Source organism: Bacteroides sp. DH3716P (assembly GCF_025914115.1).
GTDB classification, from domain to species: domain Bacteria; phylum Bacteroidota; class Bacteroidia; order Bacteroidales; family Bacteroidaceae; genus Bacteroides; species Bacteroides ovatus.
The window spans coordinates 4,016,835-4,040,818 of sequence record NZ_CP083673.1 but is presented as its reverse complement, the minus strand read 5'-3'; the positions used below and the strand labels follow the sequence as shown (position 1 = coordinate 4,040,818).

At 42.6% G+C, this 23,984-nt stretch carries 21 protein-coding genes; 10 read left to right on the top strand and 11 right to left on the bottom strand.

All coding sequences use genetic code 11. The annotated features are described in order from the left end of the window. Window positions 1-173: 173 nt before the first annotated feature. Window positions 174-2,501 carry a DUF3987 domain-containing protein gene (locus KQP79_RS15155; RefSeq protein ID WP_138343469.1) on the bottom strand — a complete coding sequence of 776 codons (2,328 nt, stop codon included), beginning with the start codon at window positions 2,499-2,501 and terminating at the stop codon, window positions 174-176. A gap of 152 nt (window positions 2,502-2,653) precedes the next feature. On the opposite strand from KQP79_RS15155, the gene KQP79_RS15150 reads away from it, so the two are divergent. The 6 genes from KQP79_RS15150 (at window position 2,654) to KQP79_RS15125 (ending at window position 8,008) form a co-directional block, all read left to right on the top strand. After that, window positions 2,654-3,013, top strand: coding sequence for a hypothetical protein (locus tag KQP79_RS15150; protein WP_004303898.1), 360 nt, complete (start codon window positions 2,654-2,656; stop codon window positions 3,011-3,013). Between the two features lie 138 nt (window positions 3,014-3,151). Continuing rightward, complete coding sequence (locus KQP79_RS15145; RefSeq protein ID WP_004303897.1) at window positions 3,152-3,658, top strand: DUF805 domain-containing protein; 507 nt, start codon at window positions 3,152-3,154, stop codon at window positions 3,656-3,658. Between the two features lie 126 nt (window positions 3,659-3,784). Beyond that, window positions 3,785-6,043 carry a hypothetical protein gene (locus tag KQP79_RS15140; protein ID WP_122138442.1) on the top strand — a complete coding sequence of 753 codons (2,259 nt, stop codon included), beginning with the start codon at window positions 3,785-3,787 and terminating at the stop codon, window positions 6,041-6,043. Between the two features lie 4 nt (window positions 6,044-6,047). Next, window positions 6,048-6,620 carry a sigma-70 family RNA polymerase sigma factor gene (locus KQP79_RS15135; protein ID WP_138343468.1) on the top strand — a complete coding sequence of 191 codons (573 nt, stop codon included), beginning with the start codon at window positions 6,048-6,050 and terminating at the stop codon, window positions 6,618-6,620. Between the two features lie 4 nt (window positions 6,621-6,624). Then, the gene (locus tag KQP79_RS15130; protein ID WP_138343475.1) at window positions 6,625-7,692 is read left to right on the top strand and encodes a RyR domain-containing protein; all 1,068 of its coding nucleotides are present in this window, start codon (window positions 6,625-6,627) and stop codon (window positions 7,690-7,692) included. A 22-nt stretch (window positions 7,693-7,714) separates the two neighbouring features. Beyond that, window positions 7,715-8,008, top strand: a complete 294-nt coding sequence (locus tag KQP79_RS15125) for a RyR domain-containing protein (protein WP_004303891.1) — start codon at window positions 7,715-7,717, stop codon at window positions 8,006-8,008. Here KQP79_RS15125 and KQP79_RS15120 read toward each other — a convergent pair. The 3 genes from KQP79_RS15120 to KQP79_RS15110 are packed head-to-tail and all read right to left on the bottom strand — an operon-like array spanning window position 7,983 to window position 13,591. Beyond that, window positions 7,983-11,264 (bottom strand): CHAT domain-containing protein, encoded by a 3,282-nt coding sequence (locus KQP79_RS15120; RefSeq protein WP_234120733.1) that lies wholly within the window; start codon window positions 11,262-11,264, stop codon window positions 7,983-7,985. The genes KQP79_RS15125 and KQP79_RS15120 overlap by 26 nt on opposite strands. Before the next feature lie 20 nt (window positions 11,265-11,284). Further along, window positions 11,285-11,953, bottom strand: coding sequence for a hypothetical protein (locus KQP79_RS15115; RefSeq protein ID WP_061448578.1), 669 nt, complete (start codon window positions 11,951-11,953; stop codon window positions 11,285-11,287). A 21-nt stretch (window positions 11,954-11,974) separates the two neighbouring features. After that, the gene (locus KQP79_RS15110) at window positions 11,975-13,591 is read right to left on the bottom strand and encodes a formylglycine-generating enzyme family protein (protein WP_128131873.1); all 1,617 of its coding nucleotides are present in this window, start codon (window positions 13,589-13,591) and stop codon (window positions 11,975-11,977) included. Between the two features lie 95 nt (window positions 13,592-13,686). On the opposite strand from KQP79_RS15110, the gene KQP79_RS15105 reads away from it, so the two are divergent. Next, window positions 13,687-14,061 carry a RidA family protein gene (locus KQP79_RS15105; RefSeq protein WP_128131872.1) on the top strand — a complete coding sequence of 125 codons (375 nt, stop codon included), beginning with the start codon at window positions 13,687-13,689 and terminating at the stop codon, window positions 14,059-14,061. Here the strand turns inward: KQP79_RS15105 and KQP79_RS15100 are convergent. Further along, on the bottom strand, window positions 14,029-15,519 hold the full coding sequence (locus KQP79_RS15100; protein WP_138343466.1) for a bifunctional folylpolyglutamate synthase/dihydrofolate synthase: 1,491 nt from the start codon (window positions 15,517-15,519) through the stop codon (window positions 14,029-14,031). The two genes, KQP79_RS15105 and KQP79_RS15100, sit on opposite strands and share 33 nt — an antisense overlap. Before the next feature lie 131 nt (window positions 15,520-15,650). Here KQP79_RS15100 and KQP79_RS15095 point away from each other — a divergent pair, with 131 nt between their 5' ends. Beyond that, window positions 15,651-16,976, top strand: coding sequence for a PhoH family protein (locus KQP79_RS15095; RefSeq protein WP_004296645.1), 1,326 nt, complete (start codon window positions 15,651-15,653; stop codon window positions 16,974-16,976). Window positions 16,977-17,096: 120 nt separating this feature from the next. Here the strand turns inward: KQP79_RS15095 and KQP79_RS15090 are convergent, their stop codons facing one another. From KQP79_RS15090 to KQP79_RS15075, 4 genes are all read right to left on the bottom strand, one after another. Next, window positions 17,097-18,074, bottom strand: a complete 978-nt coding sequence (locus KQP79_RS15090) for a dihydroorotate dehydrogenase-like protein (protein WP_004296646.1) — start codon at window positions 18,072-18,074, stop codon at window positions 17,097-17,099. Window positions 18,075-18,097: 23 nt separating this feature from the next. Then, window positions 18,098-18,766, bottom strand: a complete 669-nt coding sequence (locus KQP79_RS15085; RefSeq protein ID WP_004296647.1) for a YggS family pyridoxal phosphate-dependent enzyme — start codon at window positions 18,764-18,766, stop codon at window positions 18,098-18,100. Window positions 18,767-18,772: 6 nt separating this feature from the next. Then, on the bottom strand, window positions 18,773-19,252 hold the full coding sequence (locus tag KQP79_RS15080; protein ID WP_004296648.1) for a DUF4494 domain-containing protein: 480 nt from the start codon (window positions 19,250-19,252) through the stop codon (window positions 18,773-18,775). An 83-nt stretch (window positions 19,253-19,335) separates the two neighbouring features. After that, window positions 19,336-19,899 carry an HdeD family acid-resistance protein gene (locus KQP79_RS15075; protein WP_004296649.1) on the bottom strand — a complete coding sequence of 188 codons (564 nt, stop codon included), beginning with the start codon at window positions 19,897-19,899 and terminating at the stop codon, window positions 19,336-19,338. Window positions 19,900-20,036: 137 nt separating this feature from the next. On the opposite strand from KQP79_RS15075, the gene tpx reads away from it, so the two are divergent. Beyond that, a complete protein-coding gene (gene tpx, locus KQP79_RS15070; RefSeq protein WP_004296650.1) occupies window positions 20,037-20,537 on the top strand; it encodes a thiol peroxidase in 501 nt (166 codons plus the stop codon). 198 nt (window positions 20,538-20,735) lie between these two features. After that, entirely contained in the window at window positions 20,736-21,620 is an 885-nt protein-coding gene (locus KQP79_RS15065) for a DUF3078 domain-containing protein (RefSeq protein ID WP_004296651.1), read from the top strand. A 169-nt stretch (window positions 21,621-21,789) separates the two neighbouring features. Here the strand turns inward: KQP79_RS15065 and KQP79_RS15060 are convergent, their stop codons facing one another. Together KQP79_RS15060 and KQP79_RS15055 are read right to left on the bottom strand one after the other, a co-directional pair. After that, entirely contained in the window at window positions 21,790-22,434 is a 645-nt protein-coding gene (locus KQP79_RS15060) for a DedA family protein (RefSeq protein WP_004296652.1), read from the bottom strand. Between the two features lie 30 nt (window positions 22,435-22,464). Beyond that, window positions 22,465-23,916, bottom strand: coding sequence for a tetratricopeptide repeat protein (locus KQP79_RS15055; RefSeq protein WP_004296653.1), 1,452 nt, complete (start codon window positions 23,914-23,916; stop codon window positions 22,465-22,467). Window positions 23,917-23,984: the final 68 nt, after the last annotated feature.

Sequence of the window (23,984 nt, the reverse complement as noted above, 5' to 3'; positions counted from 1 at the left end):
CGGCATGACGCATAATGACGCACACAGGCGCACAGATAAAAAGAAAAAACATCGGGAGATTTGTATCGAAACTTCCCAATGTTTGATTTCAATCATTGAGATGTTTTTTTCAAATCTCCCGATGTTTTTCCGGGCCCTCCAAAAGGACAAAAGGACAAAAAGGACAGATGTGACTATTGCTCATTCATCTTGGTATAGGAACCATGGGATATCTTATTGATCTTTACTCCATTAAGCGATTTTAGCAGACGTGTTACCTTACGATGGTTGAAATCGTATTTTGCGCCAATCTGAATCGCTTCATCTGTCGTGAAACTGTCGGGCAACTCTTGAACAAAATTACGAATAGTGTCCGGATTCTTCAGTGGACGGACCGAAGGAGACGGCATGGATGAGTGCAACAACCGGCTATGCTCGTAACAACATAGAACGATTTGAAGAGAACGCTCAAAATCAGCGTCCGTGCAATAAATCTCGGGAGAAAGATCGGTTGCTTCAAATTGCCGGATACGGGTCTGGATCATACTGATACGCATCACCAGAAAAGCATAGCGTTTCACTACGGCTTGGAGGTCATCGTTGCCTTCCAATGCCACCTCGGACAGCATACGTGAGAAAATCTCATTCAGACGGTTCCATTGCAGGCGGTTGAAATGAAAAAGAACCGGATGAGCCAGACAGAAGTGATATAATTCGGAGACACGATGCGCAATCGGTTTGAAAGAATCTTCCAGTGAGACGCAGTCGTCGCCCATTTCTTTCCAGTGCGGAGCTTCGCGGAAAGTGTAAATCAGGGTGCGGCTGGGCAATCCGTTTTCGTAGCTGCTCAATAGGCCGTCTATTTGTCCGGGAGTACCCGTCAGCAACAAAGCCAATTTGGGATGGCGTATATAGATCGGAATGAGGCCGTTGGCTTTGTAGGAAGAATCTATATTTTCGTGCTCAAAAGCCTTGCGGAGCATATCGTCGAAATTGCCACAATCCAGATGATTGGCTGTGGATAGCGTTTGTGCCTCCGTGTCGAAAATGATACTTCCCTGTGGACCGTTGTCCTGCATCTGCATTTGCATGCGGGTATAGCTGGTAGTAGCAGGAATGAATAGCATTTTGAAAGGAGGTCGTTGCGGTTCTTCGGAGCATGCTTCTCCTTTCTTTTTCTGTTTTTGATATTCTGATTGCCAGTTATTATGTACAGTTTGGTAGTTTTTCATCATAGATTCACTGGTAGACAGGATTTCTGAATGTATTTCTTCCAACAGGTATCGTCCGGTTTGGGCGATGCTTTTACCACTGGCGGCAGGCGAAAGTATGACACTGAATATATGCGTGGAGTATTTTTTATGATTATAAATTCCGAAAGTCTGCGGAAGTGCTGCGCTCAAGGCCGTGAGATCGGAAAGGAGAGCGACATCTTGTTCGCGTTCGCTTCCGTCTTCAATGATACAGTCATTTAATAGGTCGGGAAGATTATTGTACAAACTGCGGGGAAATAAAGGAGTTCCTTTTCGGAATTCTTCTCCCAGCCAATAGGCTTCGTCGTCGGTATCGGAATTTTCTGCAGTACTATATTGTCTTTTTGTCCTTATGTCCTTTTGAAAAGAAGGGGCGCTGGCCGGAGAGGAAGCGGGTGCATGTTCATTAACTTGTTTATATCCAGACGATAAAACCTTTGTTAGTTCTTCGGGACGAAAATCCGTGTGCTCGAAAAATACAGTAAGTTCGCGTAATATGCTTTTCTGGGGATAGTGTCGGCGGCAGGCTTCGCAGGCAAGTTTGAAGACGTTGGAATGGCGCTGACCGGCTGTTAGCGGATGAAAGAAAATATAGGACGAAATAAATTGGGCGATTTCTTCTTCAGACACGTTTTCCGGAGTATTATCCTGAAGGGGAAAGGGAGGAAGCACTTCATTTTCAGAGAAAGTGTTTGTTTCTTCTTTTATAAGTGGCTCCAACACAAATGCCTGATAGAGCGCCGCAACATATCCGTTGGGGGAATAACTGAAATAACACATGCGACTTTCGTCCTTGCATGCCGGGTCACTCTCCAATCCCAGCAGTTGATTGTAGTAGCGGCTCACTAGTTGCTGCCCTTCACGATGGCGGTTTTCGATACCTTCTACATAGGCGAAAACTTTCACTCCGTCGGTAGGGCTTTCTATTGCCGCTACTGTGTGGGGATCTGCCGCACAACGTTGGATGACTTGAAGACGATCTTTTACATGATCGTAATCAAGTCCGACAATATGGCTGGGGAGAAGAAAGTTTTTGATAGCGTGCGCTCCGTCGAATGTGCCTGCCGGAGTGAAGCAGGGGAGTTGGTTTTTCAGCTTCTGTGCCGCGGCATGGTCTCCTTCTGCATAGTACCGCCGAATAGCGTTTATGATGGAGGCATAGATCGGATGAATGCACATAATAATGACTTCAAGGAAAGACATGACTCGGGGCTTTTTTGAATACACATTTTCGTAAACCGAGACTTTGATTTCTTCTAAAACTTTCATATAAAATTGTTTTTGTAAGATTGAGCTACCTGACTATCAGATAACGGGAACAAAGGTCGGGATATTAAAAATAGGGTTGCTTCCCTATGTGGATAGCACTTGATAAAGCAAATAAAAAATGAAATATTATAATTTATTAATCATAGAATGACATGGCAAAAGAAAAACAGGAACCTTATGAGTTTTTAAGCAATTTGGTATTGGCTTTAATGGATATGGATCGTATTTTCAGTAACAGTTTTTTCATAAGCGAATTCGCTATCTCTCCTAAAACATTAGGGGAGATAAGGCGGGGAGAGGATATGTGCATTTATCAGTATGTACGGGTGATCCGGTGTATGACGAAATATCTTCATTTGATTATTCAGCTGGATATGTTGCTGAAGGAGTTAAGAATCGTACTGTCTTCCCATTGTGACTTGGTGGTCGCTACGGTTCCGCATCGTTCTTGCGGAACTTGTCAGCCGACAGAATGGGTGGCAGTGATGCATTGGGATGGAGTGAAATTGTGATTTCTACAGAAAATAGGGCATTTTTTCAATCTTTTTGCCCGATTTCTTTCTTTATTTAATTTTTTTTTATATCTTTGCTTTCATATTGAGAAACACGGATAAAAACTCACTTATTTATTCATATAAATTTAATAAATTATGTTCAAAGCTCCTTTCTCATTTGACGGGCGTATTCGTAGAATTGAATATTTCCTGTCGGGCATTATCGGTGGTATAGTTTCCAGTATTGCATGGGCACTTGGTGTAGGTACATTTATTTTGGGTGCTGCCAGCGGATCGGCCGGTGGATCAGTATTTGGTTTATTGATCGGTCTTGCTGCTATGATTGCTTCCATTTGGTTCTCTTTGGCACAGGGTGTGAAACGTCTGCACGACTTAAACAAATCCGGTTGGCTGATTTTGTTGTGCTGTGTGCCTATCATTGGTTGGATTTTTGCATTGTATATGTTGTTTGCAGATGGTACGGTAGGTCCTAATCCTTACGGAGCAGATCCGAAAAACCGTATGCCATATCAGGCACAGCCTGCTTCTGTAAATGTGACTGTAAACGTTTCAAGAGAAGAGGTGAAAGTTGACAAGCCGGTGGAGGATGCTCCCGCACCTGCAGAAGCTCCAGCGGAGGAGAATAAAGAAAAAGCTGAATAATCTTATTAAAGAAGAAATAAGAAAGCCTCTTGCAAAATTCGTTTTGCAGGAGGTTTTTTGTTACTAATCTGTTTGTTATTCAATATTTTGTATAAATTTGTAGAATAAATAATCAATCTATCGAATATGTATATGTTAAGCACAGTAATCTCTCAAACTGGTGAATGCAATGCACAGCACGCGACAGACCCTTGTTTTTTAAATCAATGGGGATATTCTACCCTTTTGTTAATCATTATCGGGATAGGTTTAGTATACCTGCTTTTTAAGAAGCGGAAATTCTTAGTGGATAACCTGAAATGGATTGCAGGTACAGTATTTATTGCAGGTTTCCTGATATATTGGTACGCTTTTAATGAGGGAGGGAGTGACAGTAATTCGATAGCGTTGGCGTTTAGGTCTGCTCTGTCTTCTATGGAAATGTTCGCTTCGCATTCCGATCTTTTGGAGGTTCCTGAAGATCTGCATCATGATCCTTTCTACATGACGATATTTTCTGTGATACATTTCCTGGCCGTTATAGTGAGTGCGGTTTTTATCATCAAACTGTTAGGATTCAGATTCATCTCATGGGTGCGGTTATGTATGGCGAATCTTTCAAGAAAGAAGAAATGCCGGCTGTTTATTTTCTGGGGTGTCAATGATAATGCGATATTGCTGGCTAACAGTATAAGAAAAAAAGCGGCAGAGCCAAAGGGGAAGAATGAAGAAGGATGGGAGAATTGTAAGTTCATTTTCGTGAGGTTGCTTTCTGCTAATGAAAGCAGTTCTCATGGCCGGTTCACATTCAGTCATTTCTTTAATTCGTCTCATGACGGAACTGAAAAATTCATAGAAAAGATAGAAGAGCTTGACGGCATACTGGTTAACTCTAAATTTGGAATCACAGGCCGGGTTATAGATAAAGTCAAATCGGAATTTGATTTATACAAATATCTCGGATTGAGGAGATTGGGAAACCTAATCAAGAAGTACCCGCAGGCAACTTTCTATTTCTTGTCTCCCAATGAAGAACTGAATCTGGAGGCGGTGTCTGTTTTTAAGGAAATAGCGAAATGTAAAGAAGATAGAGTCCATAATCAGGTTCAGATTTATTGCCATGCGCGTAAGAACAACCAGAACCAGAAGTTGGAAATATGTGATGGGTTGAAACATCAGATTCATATCATCGACTCGTCTAATCTTGCTGTATTGCAATTAAAAAAGAATGTGAGGAATCACCCCGTGAATTTTGTAGATGTCGATACATCGAAGGCTTGTGTAAAGAAACCTTTTACGTCGATGATTATTGGCTTTGGAGAAACCGGACGTGATGCATTTCGTTTTCTATATGAGTTTGGGGCATTGATCGATGTAAATGGCAATAGGAACCCTCAAAAAATATATGTGGTTGATGAACATATAGATGAATTGAAAGGTGATTTTTTAATGAAAGCACCTGCCTTGAAGGAGAGGAAAAATGAGTTGGAATGGTGTGAAGAAATGTCTATCCATTCCGAACGTTTTTGGGAAAAATTTTCTGAAATCATTCATGATCTAAACTATGTTGTAATTGCTATAGGAAATGATAATGAAGGGATGGCATTGGCGATTGATCTCTACGAATATGCCTATCGATATAGAAAGGATTGTTTCAATGATTTTAGGATTTATCTGCGCGTCAATGGAAGTTGCAACACCATTCAGCTGAAGCAAATAAAAGAGTATTTTAATATTTATGGCAATACCCGGGATGTAATCATAACTTTTGGAGCGCAGGAAGAAATATTCTCGTACGATGTGGTATCGACAGATGTGCTTGAAGTATTGGCAAAGGAATTTTATTATGCATATCAGAAAATTATGATTGACGCAATGCCTGAAACGAATGAGAAGGAAATTGAAGAGAAGAAGAAAGCGAAGGAAAGCCTGAAGCAAACAGCGGAAGAAGAATGGAATGCGCGTAGAGAGGCATTGCAGGACAAGCATAGCTTGGATGCACAAATTAAATTGGCTTATCAGGAAGAGCAGGATAGGGCTAATGTATGGCATATTGATACCAAAAAGTTTTTAGCTGGGGCCATGGGAGAGGATGGCAAAGATAATAAGGAAAGATTGAAAGAGATGGTTGAGCTGACGCAGCGTGATGCCCATACATTGAACTATTCTAAGGTTTGTGACGTTGTTTCCAGTACATTATTTGATAATTTGAGTAAGTGCGAACATTTGCGTTGGAATGCATGTATGGAACTGCAAGGATTTGTAACGTGTGACGGAGATAAAGACTTTCAGCAGAAGAAGCATAAATGCATCGTCGATAATGATATTTTAAGAAGTAAATATCCGGAAACCATCCCTTATGACCAGTGTGTGGTTGAGCTAAGTTTTAGATTGAAAAAGAACTAACTATATGACAGATCAGGAAATAGTCGACGGATTAATCAATCGGGATGAAAAAATCACCGATTGGTTTTTCAACATAAAATATCGTCCGTTGTTTATCAATGTAATTAAGCTGATATTTGATTACCAGGTTGATTACGATGAATGTATCAGCGAACTCTACTATCATCTAATGAAGAATGATGCTGCCGTTCTTCGTAATTTTGAGGGACGTAGCACCATTGGAACATGGATTAAGATTGTGGCAATCCGTTTTTTCCGGGAACAGAAAAAACGTGAACAGATGATAGAAGACGAGAGTAAAGAGCCTCTTTATGAGCAGAATCATGAAGAAGAAATAGACGACTCTGAATCGAAAATAGCCGCAAAGATTGATTTGGAACGTTTGTTCGATCTGATGTCGAATAAGCGGTATGTGATGGTCATCAGGGAATTAGTACTCAAAGAGGTCGAACCTGGATTTTTAGCATTATCTATGGGAATAACTGTTGCTAATCTGTACAATATTAAAAAGCGTGCGCTGGCAGCATTGGCTCACTTAGCTATGAATGATAAGAAGAAGTATGAAAACAAAAGATAAAAATATGATAACCGAAGAATTGTTGGCTGCTTTTGAAGAAGGTAAGACGAATGCTGAAGAAACAGCTTTGGTACTTGAATATCTGGCGACTGATGAAAGTTTGCAAGAGGAATTTATCTTGTCTCAACAGTTGGATGCCATGATGGGAGCTGATGATGAAGAAACGGACTTCCTGCCAATGGCGCAGATGGCAGCCAAATCGGAAGGTAATCTTTGTGATTTCCAGTGTGAACAGTTTATTTTGAAACGTAGAAAGATTGAATATAATTCGGACGAACTCTCGGAGGAGGCCAGGAATAACAGTTGGTTGAGGGAGAGGGGAACTCCTTTGCATAGTGTAGGCCGCCTGCTCGAACAACACGGATTGATTGTGATGCGCAGTTATGGTTCCAGTATTGACAGTGTCATACGTGCCCTCAAGGCCGGACATGATGCGATTGTTGTGGTAAATAGTTGCCGGTTGCCGGGAAATAGTGAGGAGGAAATTGCTTATCATGCAGCAGTAGTGCTTGACGTAAATGAAGAGGAAGTGATGCTTTATGATCCTGCAACAGGAGAGGAAAGTACGGCCTATCCCAAGGATCACTTTATTGCGGCATGGAATGATGCAAAAGCGTATCTTGCGAGGGTGAAAGTGCCTGATCTGGATTATAATCCGCGGCCTATTGATCTGGAAGATGTTGAATTGAGCACTGATTTGATTGAATTGCGTGAAGCCATTGCTGAAAATGCGCACGAAGTCTGGGCCGACCAGCGCCAGGAAGAGGGATGGACTTATGGACCGCAGAGGGATGACGAGAAGAAAGAGACTCCGGACATGGTGCCTTATTCCATGCTTCCTTATTCGGAAAAAGAATATGATCGACGTATGGCGTTTGATACGATCAAGCTGATGAAAAAGCTGGGGTATAGTATTATCAAACAGGGCGATACGGCTCTTCATAATGAGCTGATGAGAAAATTGAAGAATGAAGGTGATGCCAAAGTCTGTGAATGTGGTGCGTCTATTTTTATGGACCAAATCTATTGCAGTCATTGTGGTAAAAAGATAGATTGGAAATTGTTCCGCTAATATATAAATAATGAATCATAAAATGAAAGAGTATATTCCCAATCCGGTGGATACAGGACATATCCAACTCCCGAAGGAGTTGGAATATTTGGTAGAAGAGATGGCTAAGAATGTTCATGAAGTCTGGTCGAAAACCAGAATAGAACAAGGTTGGACGTATGGAAAAAAGCGGGATGATGTGTTGAAGCAGCATCCGTGCCTGGTTCCGTATGAAGAATTACCTGAAGAAGAAAAGGTGTACGACAGAAATTCTTCGGTGGAAACCTTGAAACTGATTATGAAACTAGGGTTCAAGATTTCGAAGGATGAGGAATAGGCGATCTGCCTGCATCCAACAAGATAAATGGTGCCCAATATTTACTGTCTGCATATCCGTTCTCACGAAGGTACTGTTGTGCTTTGATAAGAGCCTGTCGTTCGGATAATCCTGAAATGATGTTCTCATAGAATTTAGTCATGAGAAGCATGGAGGCCTGGTCGTCAACAGCTGAAAGTGTCATGAGGATGGTTTGTACTCCTGCATTCTTAAAGCCTCGTTGAAGACCGAAAAGACCATCCGCACCAAGAGTACCTTGACCGGTGTTGCAGGCAGAAAGAACAACCATACGACAACCGCGGAGGTTTAGTGTACTGATTTCATCTGCACGGAGCAGTCCGTCGTTATTCTCTTCCGTGGCATTGGCGCCGGACATAATCAGGAAGCAATGCTTCATCGCATCATCGGCTTCACGTTGCTTCAATTCTTTATAGTCTCCGTGAGTAGCTATGTGAATCAACGAAACAGCTTTGCCGTCGAGTGCCCGGAACTGCTTTTCCGTTCCGTTTTCACCTACGAATAGATTGGTTTTAATCTTCTTTTCTTTCAATAGGGAATTTACGTTATTTACTTCATTGAGCGTATATGGTAACTCATGATACCCATTCTGTCCGTTACGGAATTTCCCGGAGTTATGATCTGTAGAAACAATATTGCGAACTTTGGTTGAAGCCATTTCGTAGTCTAATCCTCCGAAAAGTGCGGCTGATGAGTAGTTCAGTGAAGTTTTGTCGAGTGCGATTTCTTTTGTTGACGATAAACGATAGACGGCTTTCTGGAATGCTAACGGCAGGTTACCCGCTCCATACGGAAGATATTCTACAGGTAACTGATGAAGTATCCCGTCAGGTGAAAAATAAATAGTATCCGCTTTGCTGATATATTCATCCAGCGCTTTCCAGAAATGTGCCCCGTTTTCGGTTGTGGTGAAAGCCGTAGGCGATTGCATCTCTTTCGATAGCAATTTCTGACTCATTAACTTGATTGCGGTGGGAGACGTGTCGCCCGGACGAAGTACGAAAGCGGCCAGGTGTTTGTCCGGAGCTAGTAGTTCATCGTCTATGAGAGCAAATTCTATGGCGATGGAGTTTCCATGTAGATGCTTTTGTACGTCTTGCCATTTGACAGAAAGATAACGGGTATAGTCGCCGAAATCAGTAGATTTTCGCATCAAGTCCAGTTGCAACTGTTCATACTCCTCTTTCTGGCGGATGATATTTTTCCGTGCTTCCGTCTGATTGGTTGCATTCGGGAGTTCACTTTGCATGGATAAAATTTGTTCCGCCATAAGGGTAGCCTTGTTGTATTGGCCGAGCAGGGATTTATCTCCCGAAGCGCGGATCAGAGACTCCAGTTCAATAGACGAATTGAGCATAATACCTTTCGAAAACAATAATGCATCGTAACCTAACCGGGCAAAACGTTGTTTTTGTTCAGGTGTACCTGTTGCGGCGATATTGGCTGCACGGAGGGGAATACTGTCCAGTGAGGAACGGATATCCTTCCAGAATGCCAGGCGTTCATCGGCTTTCGAGAGACGGAAAAGATTACGCAGCGCGGTTGTTTCGCCGGAGAGGAAAGGTTCCATATAGGCTAATGCCTTGTCGGTCTGTCCTTGGGTATAGTAGATGTCAGCGATAGTCCCTAATGCGGAGACATACATCAAACCGTCTTCTCCCCATTGCAGGCGATAAGCGTCCAATTGTTCAAGATTCTCTTTCAATAGCCTGTTTAAAACCGCCATTCGTTGACGTTCGGCATCCTGTTCTGTCTGCCTGGCTGCTGTCTCATTGCCCATCATGGTGTGGCAACGATTCAGACTGCTAAGTGCATCCTGATATTTTACATCACTGCCGGGAAGAATTTTGTAAATGTCTGCAGCCTGTTGGTAGTTTGCTGCTGCTTCTGCATATTGTTTTTGTCGGTATAAGATACTGCCTCTGGAACGCAGAATTTCCCCCATCTTATCTGACTTATCACCCGTCGGAAGCAGTTTTTCGGCTTTTGTGAGTATTTCGAGGGCTTTTCCGTACTCCTTGGTGAATCCGTAGTTACGGCACAATGCAACGGAGGCGTCTACATATTTGTCCAGTCTGTCCGGCAACATCTGTGCATAAACCGACAGTGCCTGGTTGAGCATACGATTGGAGGCCTCATACTTGGCGGCAATGCTATAATTGAGTCCGCCCAGATAAGATTCCAATGCAAATTTAGCCTGTTCGGCAGGATTGTTGCGAAGGATGTCTGCTGCCAGTTCGTAGTATTCGCCGGCAGATGCGTGATCTTGTATTCCGGAAAGAAATTGCGCATAGTTGTGGCGTACTTTAAAAACAATCTCCTTATCAGTATTCACATCGCATTTCTTTAAAGCATCCAGAAAATGTGCCCTTGCCTTATCGTTGTCACCTATGCTGGCAAAATACTGGGCACGCTCGGTCAGGCAATCAGGTTCGTCGCAAGGCTTTTCCAATTCTTTTTTATTGTGAGCTTCTACCAATTTCATGTATTCTAATACTTTCGGCTGATTGTTCAGTTCCACGTAGATGGATGATATCCAATCGAGAAGTTGCTCGTATTCTTTTGAATCGTCAGGAAAGATGTTGAAGGCCTGCTCATAATAAGTGACTCCTACATCTTTACGTCCCGACAGGTAGTACAACGAACCTATCTGCTGGAGTTGACGGGCAACTGAAAGGGACTTTTCGCCATACATCTTTTTACTGATGGCTATTTCCTCTTCTACGATGGCACTTGCTTTGTCCATTTCTCCTAAAGCTATGTAGCAGCGGGCGAGATTGATATGAAACATGAATGCCTGTTCAGGACGGGGCTGAATGCGACTGCACAGTTCCCATGTCTTGCCATGAATTTCTGCTGCTTTAGGATAGTCTTTTGCAACAGTCAGGTAGTAGAGTCCTGTGTTGTTCAGGGAGGAAATGTATTTGATATTTGTTTCGCCCAGTATGGTCTTGCGCATATCTGCTGCCATTTGTGTATAGGTTAGTCCTTCGGGACGTTCCAGATTCAGATAACAGCGGCCGAGAATGTGCAGGCAGGTAGCACGTTCCGCACTCTGTGTCTTTCCCGTTTTGACATATAATTCGTCCGCTTGTTTCAGTTTGGTAATGGCGGTTGGGTAATCTTGTTTACTTTCTAGTTTTTGAGCTTCTTCAACTAGTAGGTCGGCTTGGCTTGTAGTCTGTGAGTAGGCTGTCAGACATAGACAGGCTAATAGAGATAGAATGAATTGTCGCATATAATAGAGATTTTAGTGGATTAAAATAAGATCAAGGCAAAGCTCCCGTCTCTCTTGCTTTTATTGGTGATCGAGACGATGATTTTATATCGTTCATCCGAGCTAACCTTTTCTTTTCGGAAGGGAAGACCTTTCCGGACGCTGTCATTACATTTGTATTCCCGTTCACTTTTCGATTGATAACCGATTGTCTTTATTTTCCAACTGAAAGAGCGATTCACCTCTGCCACACAGCCTATCTGCGAGGTTCCCGAACAGCTCGGAATCTCGAAAGTACAGGTCTGACCGGCAGCCACCATTTTGGTATCTAATCTTACTTTGTTGGCGGAGTCCTTATCGCCTCTCGTCCTCGCTTCTGCTGCATACTTGTCCGCAATTTCATAGATTGTTTCATTATCAACGCAGGCTTGAATGAATTCGTAGTCAAATACCAGATGTCCTTTCAGGCTCAAGACATCGCCCTTGGTTTGTTTGACGGTTAATGGGATAGGGGCTGCATCACGCAGCGTTTTGCTTACTGCCAGCAGTTGTTCGCCACTGGCAAAGCCGCCGTCCAATGCTTCACATGCTTTCTTACAGGCGTCGAACACCGTTTCAAAGGGTGTCGTTGTCTGTGCATTGGCACTCATTTGCCCTCCGATGGAAAAAAACAGGAGGATGAATACTCTGAAAATAGTTTTCCTGCTCATTTTTATTCTGCATTCATAGTGTTATTGAATAGGATTAAGTACCACACGAAATCCGATATGTGGTTCTGATGTATCGTAAGTCTGTACGCTACGATGGCGAATGTCCATATCACGTTCGTTGGCCAGGTAGCTGCCTCCTCTCACTATCTTTTTATGGTGTCCGGGATTCTCTGCCGGACCTTGGGGATCTGTGACCCGTGTATTTTCATACCGGCTCATCCAGTCTGTACACCATTCGGCGGCGTTGCCTGACATGTCGTATAAATCGAATCCGTTTTCGCGTTTCTCGCCAACGGGATGCAGGCGTTCATTGGCATTGGAGGCATAGTAGGCTACATCACGAATGTTGTCTGAACCGGCATAAGGATAGCTTTCGCCTCCGGCGGCTGCATACTCCCATTGCGCCTCCGTAGGGAGGGAAAAAGGTAAACCTGTGAGCTTGTTCAGTTTCTTGGTGAAGGCCTCTGCATCATTCCACGTTATATGTGTCATAGGCAGCATGCCTTCTTCCGTAACAATGGAGTCATTCATAATGGCATACCACAACGAACGTGTTACTTCGTATTTACACATATAATAATCGGAACTTAATACAACGGTGTGCTGCGGTGAGTCATATCCTTTTCCCATAGTTTTCCCCATGATGAATTCTTTGTTTTTGGCCGGAATCAGCAGCATATTATTCATCATGTCCACCAGGGAGCGGAGCTGGGGCAGTGTGATTGTGGGATTCCATTTTACGTCTACCCATTCTTTCTCTCTGTCTTTTATATCCCTGTTTCCGGTGTTGTTTACGGAAGCGCGTCCGTCATTCCGGAGTGCATTGAATTCATGCAGGATGGAGTCGCATGTAGATTTCAAAGAACTGTCCGGGTGTTTCTTTATGAAACTACTATAATCGTCATAAGTGCGGCAATCCTTGAATTCCAGTTTTTGTTCTGCCGTTCTTTGGATGGAAGTATAAGTTTTGCTTCCTGCTACTATTAATGATAGAGCAATGAAAGTCATCACAAGCCATTTGGCAGATACATAAGAAGGTTTTGATAACATTTGTTTCAGGAAGTCACCCTTTATATCTTTGAATCGGGCTACTCGTGAGTTACTGTAAAATACAGCTTGAAAATCTTTTAATCCGCTAATGTCCGGTGGTAGTTGCAGGGTGGCGAAATCATAGCTTTCACTTTCCTGCGGAGCAATCGGAATGATATTTATCTGTTTGGGGTTTCTACTCCGGCGGTGTAACGCACGGCCTAATTCTATCCGGACAAAATCGATTTCTCCGGTATGGCTGATCTGCTTAATTTCCGTTTCAAACTCTTCATAGGTCAAGGATGCCATCCGTTCGTAGAAAGCCACTTCTTCCATGTCCCATGTTGCTTTTTCGCCTGTCTCGACCGCTTCTTCATTGAGCGGGCGGATCGTTGTAAACGTCTCCGGCACCATAAACATAATGAAGTCTTTGCACTCATCAATACGGCGAATCAACTCAACATCAAACCGACCGTTTAAATTGTCTTTATCAAAGCTCACCCTTTTGCGGAATCCGGATTCTTCCAGCATCAGTTGTAGCATTTCAGGCTTGTCGCCCGAACATCTTTTACGGTAACTTATGAATATGTCGTAATTATGTTTGCTCATCAGCTGCTAAGATAATAAAAAGAAACAGATTTGTCAATCTTACTCGAAATTTATTTTTATCTTTGAAATTCAGTAAACAGAAAAAGGAAATATATATGAAAAAAGTAATTTGCAATGAGAAAGCTCCGGGGGCTATCGGCCCTTATAGTCAGGCGATAGAAGCCAATGGTATGGTATTTGTGTCCGGTCAGTTGCCTATTGATGCCGCTACGGGACAGATGGCGGAGGGCATAGAAGGACAGGCACGCCAGTCGTTGGAGAATATCAAACACATTCTTGAAGAAGCAGGATTGACAATGGGAAACATTGTCAAAACCACTGTCTTTCTTCAGGATATGTCCCTGTTTGCAGGGATGAATGGTGTGTATGCCACGTATTTTGACGGAGCCTTTCCGGCACGTTCGGCGGTTGCCGTAAAAGCTCTGCCAAAGGATGCGTTAGTAGAGATTGAGTGTATCGCGGTTCGCTAACAAATCTGCGACAATGAAACTGCTGCCTCCTACAAAGATCAGATCTTTGGGGGGGCAGTTCTTTTTTGCCGCCTGTACAGCTTCTACAACAGTGGGGTAGGTGGTACCTTTCAATCCGGCTTCTTCTGCCAATGCCAGTAGTTCATTTTCCGGAAGCGCGCGTTTAACGCTTGCTTTGGTAAAATAATAGGTGGCATATTTCGGCAATGCTCGCAGAACCCCCCGGATGTCTTTGTCATTGACCATGCCGAATACAAAATGGATCTCCTGATCGAAGGTTTTGTGAATGGCATTGAGCTGTACATGGATATATTCGATTCCATCAACATTATGTCCCGTGTCACAGATAATATCCGGATAGCTGTGTACTTTCTGCCAACGCCCCATCAGACCGGTGAGCTGACATACGTTTGCAAGACCTGCGCGATAGTCTTGGGATCTGATGTTGTAGTTCAGACGGGTCAGTGTCGCAAGGGCTTTTAGGATGGTGGACATGTTTTCGAATTGGTAAGCTCCGCTCAACTCTGTGAAAAGTCCGAAAGGAAACATCTCATTGTGGATTTTGATAGCATCTTTTCTTTTGTCGAGTATCTGGTCTAGCGTACGTAGACTGTCTGACAGGTCTAACATGAGTAATGCTTGCCGCATCTGGTTTGCCTCTTCTTCTGATTGTTCGTCCATTGCTTCGATCATTTCGTGCATGCTCTGAATTGTGTTGTCCATCATCGGTCTTATTTCTTGCAATTTCGAATAAGGAACTATTTCCATGTCCCAGTACCGGGCATTTTCACGGGCATATTCGATAGGCGCATTCTTTTCTTTAGCTTTCATGGTAAATACACGTTTCACTGCCCCTTGGGCTCTGCCGATAACGACCGGAACTCCTTCTTTGATAATTCCGGCTTTCTCTTTGGCAATCTTCGTCAGCGTGTCACCCAGATATTGGGTGTGGTCGAGGCCTATGTTGGTGATAACACACAAATCCGGATGGATGATATTCGTACAGTCCAATCTTCCGCCCATGCCTACTTCGATAACTGCTACATCTACTTTCTGGTCGGCAAAATAACGGAATGCCATAGCGGTGGTCAGTTCGAAGAATGAAGGGTGCAGCGGCTCGAAGAAAGAGCGATGCTCTTCTACGAAATTGACTACATACTCTTCCGGTATCATCTCACCGTTGATACGGATACGTTCGCGGAAGTCGATTAAATGAGGGGAGGTGAATAGTCCTACCCGGTAACCGGCGCACTGCAATACGGCTGCGATGGTATGTGAACAGGATCCTTTTCCATTGGTTCCGGCGATATGTATCGTCTTGAATTGTTGATGAGGATGCCCAAAATGTTCGTCCAATTTGTGTGTGGTCTCTAAACCCGGCTTATATGCTTTGCCTCCTATTTGTTGAAACATTGGCGCACTCTCATATAAGTACTTTAAAGTGTTCTGATAGTCCATGTTTTATAATATTTAACGTCGGGCAATCTTTATTGCCCACTAATTTGTTTATCTTTAGAACCGTCAATCTGACTATAAATGGGGGATTGGCGAATGAGATTGCAAATATCAACATTTAAATCTAAGAAATCATGGGAACTAAGAAAAATTTTGTGCTAGACACAAATGTTATTCTTCACGACTACAATTGCTTGAAGAATTTTCAGGAAAATGATATTTATCTCCCTCTTGTTGTACTCGAAGAACTGGATAAGTTCAAAAAAGGAAACGAGCAGATAAATTTCAATGCTCGTGAGTTCGTGCGCGAATTGGATGTGCTGACAAGCGACGAGCTTTTCTCCGACGGAGTGAAGCTTGGCGAAGGATTGGGACGTCTGTTTGTCGTGACAAGCAATGTGCCGGCTGCCAAAGTGTGGGAATCGTTTCCTATAAAGAAACCCGATCATTTGATTTTGGCGGCAACCGAATACCTGACCGACAAGTATCCGAAAATGAAATCTATCTTAGTGACCAAAGATGTGAATCTGCGCATGAAAGCCCGTTCAATCGGTCTGCTTTGCGAAGATTATATTACGGATAAGGTGGTAAATGTAGATGTGTTCGAGAAATCTAATGAGATTTTTGAAAATGTAGATCCGGCATTGATCGACCGTATTTATTCTTCAAAGGAAGGCATTGACTTGAGTGAATTTGACTTTAAGGATTTGATTCATCCCAATGAATGTTTTGTATTGAAGAGTGACCGGAATAGTGTATTGGCACGCTACAATCCTTTTACCCATTCTATTATCCGTGTGATGAAGGGTAAGAATTATGGAATCGAACCACGGAATGCGGAACAGAGTTTTGCTTTTGAGATTCTGAATGACCCGAACATCAAACTGGTGGCTCTGACAGGAAAAGCGGGAACAGGTAAGACTTTGCTGGCTTTGGCTGCTGCTTTGGGCAAGCTGACGGATTACAAACAGATTTTGCTGGCACGTCCCGTTGTGGCGCTTTCCAATAAGGATATCGGTTTCCTTCCGGGAGACGCACAGGAAAAAGTAGCTCCTTATATGCAGCCGTTGTTTGATAACCTGAACGTCATAAAACGTCAGTTTGCTACAAACTCTACCGAAGTGAAGCGCATAGAAGATATGCAGAAAAGCGAGCAGCTGGTGATTGAAGCTCTGGCATTTATCCGTGGTCGTAGTTTGAGCGAAATGTATTGCATCATTGACGAAGCGCAGAATCTGACCCCGAATGAAATAAAGACAATCATCACCCGTGCAGGAGAAGGTACGAAGATGGTATTTACGGGAGATATCCAGCAGATTGACCAACCTTATCTGGATAGTCAGTCCAATGGCTTGGTATATATGATTGATCGTATGAAAGACCAGAATATCTTTGCACACGTCAATTTGCTGAAAGGTGAACGAAGTGAATTGAGTGAACTGGCAAGCAACCTGTTATAACAGATTTCTCTGCTAAGCGAGATAAATTAATAAGTGATTAAAAAAGTAAACGGTGAACATCCTGTTGCAAATAGCACAATTTGTTCACCGTTTTCTTTATTGATTTAGTATACTTTTTCCTTATTCTTTCTTTCCGAAATATTTCAGGAACTGTGTACGTTCGAATGTATTAACACCCTGAACATCCTTAATATTCAGTTTGCCTTTGAATTGAGCTATATTCCTGAACCCTTTGCGTTCCATCCATGCAGAGAGGAAGCGGTTGGCTTCTCCGATGAATGCATTTGTATTTAGATAGACTGCGCTACAAACTTCTACAGCCGAAGCACCGGCAAGGATAGCTTTCACTACTGATTCTGCATTGGCAACACCACCGGAAGCTGCATAGTCGATCTTGTCTACTACTGCAGACGCAATTCCGATCCAACGAAGCGGAATGGCGAGGTCGGAAGCATTGCTGAATATTTCGCCTGAAATATGCTCCATCTTTTCGATATTGATGTCCGGCTGATAGAAACGGTTGAAGAGAACAACTGCTGCTGCACCGTTGGCATACAACTGATCGATTAATGCCACAGGATTTGTCAGGTTATCACCCAGTTTCATGATTACAGGTATCTTGATTGTTTTTTTAATGTGGCGGAGAATATCGATGTGGCGTTGTTCGAATGAACCGTATGTATATTGCACTTCCGATTGCAGGGCAAGGATATTGATTTCCAATGCGTCGGCACCGGCTTCTTCAATCATCTTTGCAAAGTCAATCCATTCGGAATCAGTGTAGCAGTTGATGCTGGCAATGATAGGAATGGGGCATACCTTCTTACTTTCTTTTATTAAAGTCAGGTATTCGGATAGCTTGTGCTCACGGATATATTCTTCCAGATAGTCACTGGCTTCCGGATAGAAAGCCGGATCTTTCAGTTGGTCTGCTTCCAGCATGATCTGTTCCTCAAACAGTGATTTCAGAACAATTGCACCGGCACCATCTTCGGCCAATTTTTTGTTTTTGCCGGCACTGTTGGTCAGCCCCGAGCTACTGATAATGATAGGGTTTCTAAGGGAAAGCCCTGCGAAAGTAGTTTTTAAATCGGTCATAGCAATATGTTTTTTACTCCTGATTAATAAATTCGTTCTCCGAAAATCTTGCTTCCTACCCGTACCAACGTACTTCCTGCGGCAATGGCTTCGTGGTAGTCATGTGACATTCCCATCGACAGCTCGCAGAAAGTATCGGAGTGGATGAACCAAGTTGTTTTTATCTCGTTAAAGAGCCTATTTAGTAAACCAAATTCCCGGTTGATTTGTTCAATGCAATCGGTGTTGCTGGCCATCCCCATTAATCCGCAGATGCGTACATGAGTCAGCTCTTTCCATTCTCCGGCATTCAACATCTCCTTACATTCTTCGGGACTGAAACCAAATTTGGTTTCTTCCTGCGCAACGTGAATCTGCAATAGGCAGTTCACTGTACGTCCCGCTTTGACAGCTTGTTTGTTGACTTCGGCCAGCAGTTTATAACTATCAATTCCATGAATCATCGCTACGTATGGTATCATGTATTTGATTTTGTTCGTCTGCAGGTGTCCGATGAAATGCCATTCAATGTCTTTGGGCAAACTTTCGTATTTAGCTGTCATTTCCTGCACTTTGCTTTCTCCAAAAATACGCTGTCCCGCCTGATATGCTTCTTCTATCGCTTCATTGGGATGGAATTTTGAGACAGCAACCAGCCGGACTCCTTGAGGGAGTTCGGCCAGCACTTGCTTTAAATTGTCAGCAATACTCATTGTTACTTATGCTTTTGATGGATCAAACTCCGGTTTGTCATTCGGTTCGGCGCTGTAAGGATATACATCCATGAGCGGAGTCTCGGATACCATACCGATCTGATAATCTGCCATGGTTCCTTTCATTCCTTCATCCAGCTTCTTGACTGCGTCGCGCAAGTCGGCAGCTTGTACCAGTACTTGGGTGGAAGTCTTTTTTTCAGCACCGCTTTTTTCATCCAGAGTGATGAAAATAAGTTTGCATTTGAACCAGCGGTCGGCACTTTCTTCGTCGCTAGGGAAAAGTTCGCTATAGTTGGCACGTTTAATATCCGAAACGGTAAATTCTCCGGAGATAAACGGAGTCATTTCTTCAATAATCCGTGCTTCTGCTTCTGTAAAACTGAGTGCGTCAACAAGATAAGGTTCAGTTACTTTCTTCTGCATTCCGTTTTCCATTACTTTTTCATAACGGATCTTGCACTCAAACCATGTATGCATTGCCATAATTTTCTTCCTTTTTAATTAATTGATTTATGTAAATTGCCTACAAAGATAAACAAAATCCCAAAGTAAGTGCCGAAAGCTTTTTATTTTCTTTTATGCAGATTCTTTAATTCAAATGAAAGCATGACACGGAAAAGTCCGATGATGAGGAAAGCAAAAGAAATCATATACACTGCGTAGAGCGCTCCTATGGCGGGTTGCCATAATATTAAAAGAGAGCACAGGATGGCAAGAATACCGAAAGCCATGTACCAGCCCCAGTCGCGGGTTCCGTAACGTTTCAGGTCGATGGAATAGCCGGTGGAGGAGAACCCTCGGAACATAAGCCAGAAGGCTATGATGAAAGGGATAACTTCCATGCTGACCATCGGATAGGCAATCAGGTAAATACCCAGAACGAGGTCGATGAGTCCTCCTACGATATACCACCCCCAGCTCGGGACACCTTTCCGGTTGCTAAGAGCGAAGATGATTTCCAGAATACCGCTTATCAGCATCGATACACTGAAAATGATACTTAGAGCTACATAGGTGCTTACGGGTGAGAACATGAGCCAAAGGGCTACAATGATATACACGATTCCCAAAAGAAGAGAAGTCCACCAATTTTTTACTGAATGTTGAATCTCATTGAATACAGTTTCCATACATTTTATATTTTAAATTGAACACTAGAGTGATTTCGTTGAGGAATAACAAATTGAATTTAGAAAAGGTTTTCCGTGAACATATTTGGGGGAATAGTTGTTTCCTATATAAAGTAAATTTTAAATATACATGCATTATGGCAACAACAAATTTCAAAGGACAACCGGTGAAACTGATCGGTGAATTTATACAAGTAGGTAAGGTAGCTCCTGACTTCGAGCTGGTAAAAACAGATTTATCTTCTTTCTCTCTGAAAGATTTAAATGGTAAAAATGTGATTTTAAATATTTTCCCTAGTCTGGATACCAGCGTATGTGCAACTTCTGTACGTAAGTTTAATAAAATGGCTGCCGGATTGAAAGATACGGTAGTATTGGCTATTTCTAAGGATCTTCCTTTTGCACACGGCCGTTTCTGTACGACAGAAGGTATTGAAAATGTAATTCCATTGTCTGATTTCCGCTTCTCTGATTTCGACGAAAGTTACGGAGTGCGTATGGCAGATGGTCCGTTAGCAGGACTTTTGGCGCGTGCGGTAGTTGTGATTGGCAAAGATGGCAAAATTGCATATACGGAACTTGTTCCTGAAATCACCCAGGAGCCTGATTATGACAAAGCCTTAGCTGCTGTAAAGTAATATAGAATATGGAGTATTAAGTATTAGGTATTAACTATTAGTTGCAGCTAATAAACGAATATGGCTAATACTTAATACTTAAGCCTGCTACTTATCTTAAAGATTTTGACCTAATGGGAACTGGTAAAAAGGCTTGGTAAACTGCCAAGGCTCCGTTCTTGTTAGGTTGTGTTTTTTCTACACTAAACCTCAACTATCATGAACAAAATGAAAACTCTATTCATCGCCCTGTTATGTATGGGCGTTGGAACCTTGTCGGCCCAAACTGCCGATAGTACACAAATTTCTCCCTGGACAAAAGAAGGATTTGCCGGACTGAAACTAACGCAAGTGAGCCTCACTAATTGGGCTGCCGGAGGTGATAACTCCGTTGCCTTTGACTTGCAGGGCACTTATCAGATTAATTATAAGAAAGGAAAACATCTGTGGAATAATCGTATCGAACTGGCTTATGGATTAAATAAGACCGGTGACGACGGAACCAGGAAAGCAAATGATAAAATCTATTTGAATACGAATTATGGCTATGCTATTGCCAAAAGTTGGTATGCCAGTGCGTTCGCCACTTTCCAGACACAGTTTTCTCCAGGATATGACTACTCCGTCAATAAAGACATTGCTATCTCCGAATTTATGGCTCCTGCCTATTTGACTACCGGTTTGGGCTTTACGTATGATCCGGGTAAGATATTTACCGTTGTATTGTCTCCTGCTGCGTGGCGCGGAACATTTGTACTCAATGACCGTCTCTCTGACGAAGGAGCTTATGGAGTGGATCCGGGCAAACATCTATTATCCAGCTTCGGTGCTAACTTGAAAGGAGAAGCCAAATATGAATTCTTGAAAAATATGACGGTATATTCACGTTTGGATCTATATTCCGATTATCTGCATAAGCCGCTGAATATAGATGTGAACTGGGAAGTACAAGTAAATATGATTATCAATAAATGGTTCTCAACCACACTTACTACTAACCTGATGTATGACGATGATGTGAAAATCGTGCAAAAGGATGGTACAAAAGGTGCTCGTGTGCAATTTAAAGAGATATTGGGAGTAGGAGTTCAGTTTAATTTCTAATTAGCTCTTATCTACCACAAAAAATAAACCACAGAGGACGTAGAATACACAAAGAAGTAAGAATTTAACGGGTAATAGCCGATTTACAATAATGGATGCCCCGGTAACTCTATGTTCTTGCTTTGTGTTCTCTGCGTCCTCTGTGGCTTTGCAATGAGTATTTTACTACTTATTTTCTTTTTTTCAGCCCTTTATAAGCCAAAAAAACGATTACAATTACCACCACTGCTATAATGACATAGCCGATTTCGTGACTGTATTCGGTGGCCATTACATAGACATCGTTAGTCGTTTTGAGGTCTGTAAAACGGTAAATCAGGTATCCGAGCAAAGCTAATATGCTGTTCCATATAGCAGCGCCGAGAGTTGTATAAAGCAGGAAAGGACCTATTTTCATGCCGGCTAACCCTGCGGGAATACTGATAAGTTGGCGTACAGCCGGAATAAGACGGCCAAAGAAAGTAGAGGCTGCACCGTGCTTTCTGAAATATTCTTCTGCATGGTGTATTTTCTCTTCGTCAATAAGGCACATGTGCCCTAAACGGCTGTTAGCGAATTTATAGATAATAGGACGACCCAACCAACGTGCCAGGTAATAATTAACTAATGCACCGATATCTGCTCCTATAGTTGCAAATAGGACAACGAGAAAGATATTCATACTGTCGTCTGCCATAGCTTTCCATGCGGCAGGGGGTACTACGGCTTCCGAGGGGAAGGGAATAAAAGAGCTTTCGATAGCCATAAAAATAGTGACTACCCAATAGTTCAAGTTTTCTAATACCCATTTAAGAAGTTCTGCTACTGATTCCATGTTTTTTGAGGATAGAATTTATAAATTGATTTATTTTTTTCCTTTTGTTTTTTTCTTATTCTCTTTTTTCATGCGTTCCCACACTTCTTTGAGAGTTCTTTCGTCTTCTTCTCTGTGTTCGGGACTGTTCAACAGATCCAGGATCATGTCTTCTTCCAGTGGATGTTCACATTCCTTGTTATATTTAAAGAAGTTGTCGATTTCACCGTGCATGAGGCAAAGAACACTCAATTTCTCCGTCACATCTTCGTATTTCGGATTTATCTGGTACACTTTTTCAAAGTATTCTTTCGCTTCGATCAGATAGTCACTTTCCGAATAAGCAGAGGCAATCATATACCACATTTCTATGTTCGGATTGATCTCTATCGCTTTTTCGAAAGAGATGGCAGCTTCGTCTTCTAGTTCCTCTGCCAGGTATAGTTTTCCTTCTGTCAGATAAATCAATCCCTCGTTCGGGTTTATCTCTTTGGCTTTCTCGCATAACTCATGCGCCTCTTTATACCTTTCCAGGTGAGAGAGGGCGAATGCTTTGCTGGTATAGGTGTCTATCAATAAAATAGACTGCTTGTCTCCGTCTTCTTCAAAACGTTCGATCACTTTGTCGTAATAGTCATCGGCTTTTTGCCATTCTTCTTTATTACCGTAGGATATTCCCATAAACATGTAACCCAGTTCGGGGGGAATGGCTTTGAGCTCAATCGCCTTTTGGTAATTCTCGATGGCATCATCCGAATTGTTCAGATAGAAGAAACAATGTGCCTTGTAGGCATAAGCTTCCCCGTACTGATCGTCGGCTGCCAATGCGAAATCACAGGCTTCGATGGCTTTGTCTATTTGTTCCTGGACAAAGTAACATTTCACCAGTCCCATCCAGTAGGAAGGGTTGAATGGAGATTTGTCAATGAGTTTATTGTAATAGATGATGGCTGATTCTACCTGATGGGTCGATGCCAGATAATCGGCTGTGAGAGCCATGTATTCTTCATCTTCGGTATAACGGGATTTACCTCTGTCGAGCCATTCTTTGGCTGCGTCCGGGTATCCCATGTCCAGATAGAGAAATACAACATCAATGATTGTTTCCAGCTCGTCGGCATCCGCTATTGTGCTTAACAGCCATTGAGCTTCCTCCAGTTTTCCTCCATTCAGCAATAGTTCGGCTTTCAGCAGTTTCACTTCGGAATCAAATTCTTCGGTAATCGAATCCGCTACTTTTTTTGCTTTTTGCAGCTTTTGGGTATCCAGGTAAAGATATGCTTGTTCTATAAGCAAATCTGTGTTTCCCGGATGTATTTTAAGTCCATAAGTGATTACTTCTTGTGCTTCTTCAAATTTTCGTTCGGAGGCATACCAGTCGGCGATGTCGGCCAATTGGTCAGCATCCAGATAAAGTTGTCGGTTTTCTGCTTTTGCTTCTTCGTAGTTTGTGATTAGTGTGACTAGTTCCTTTTTTGCTGATGGCGAATTTTTTCTACCCATTTTACTTTTAGATTTTTAATTGCTAAGATGGGGCTGTTGCAAAAGTTCAGATGATGATCCTTTTGACA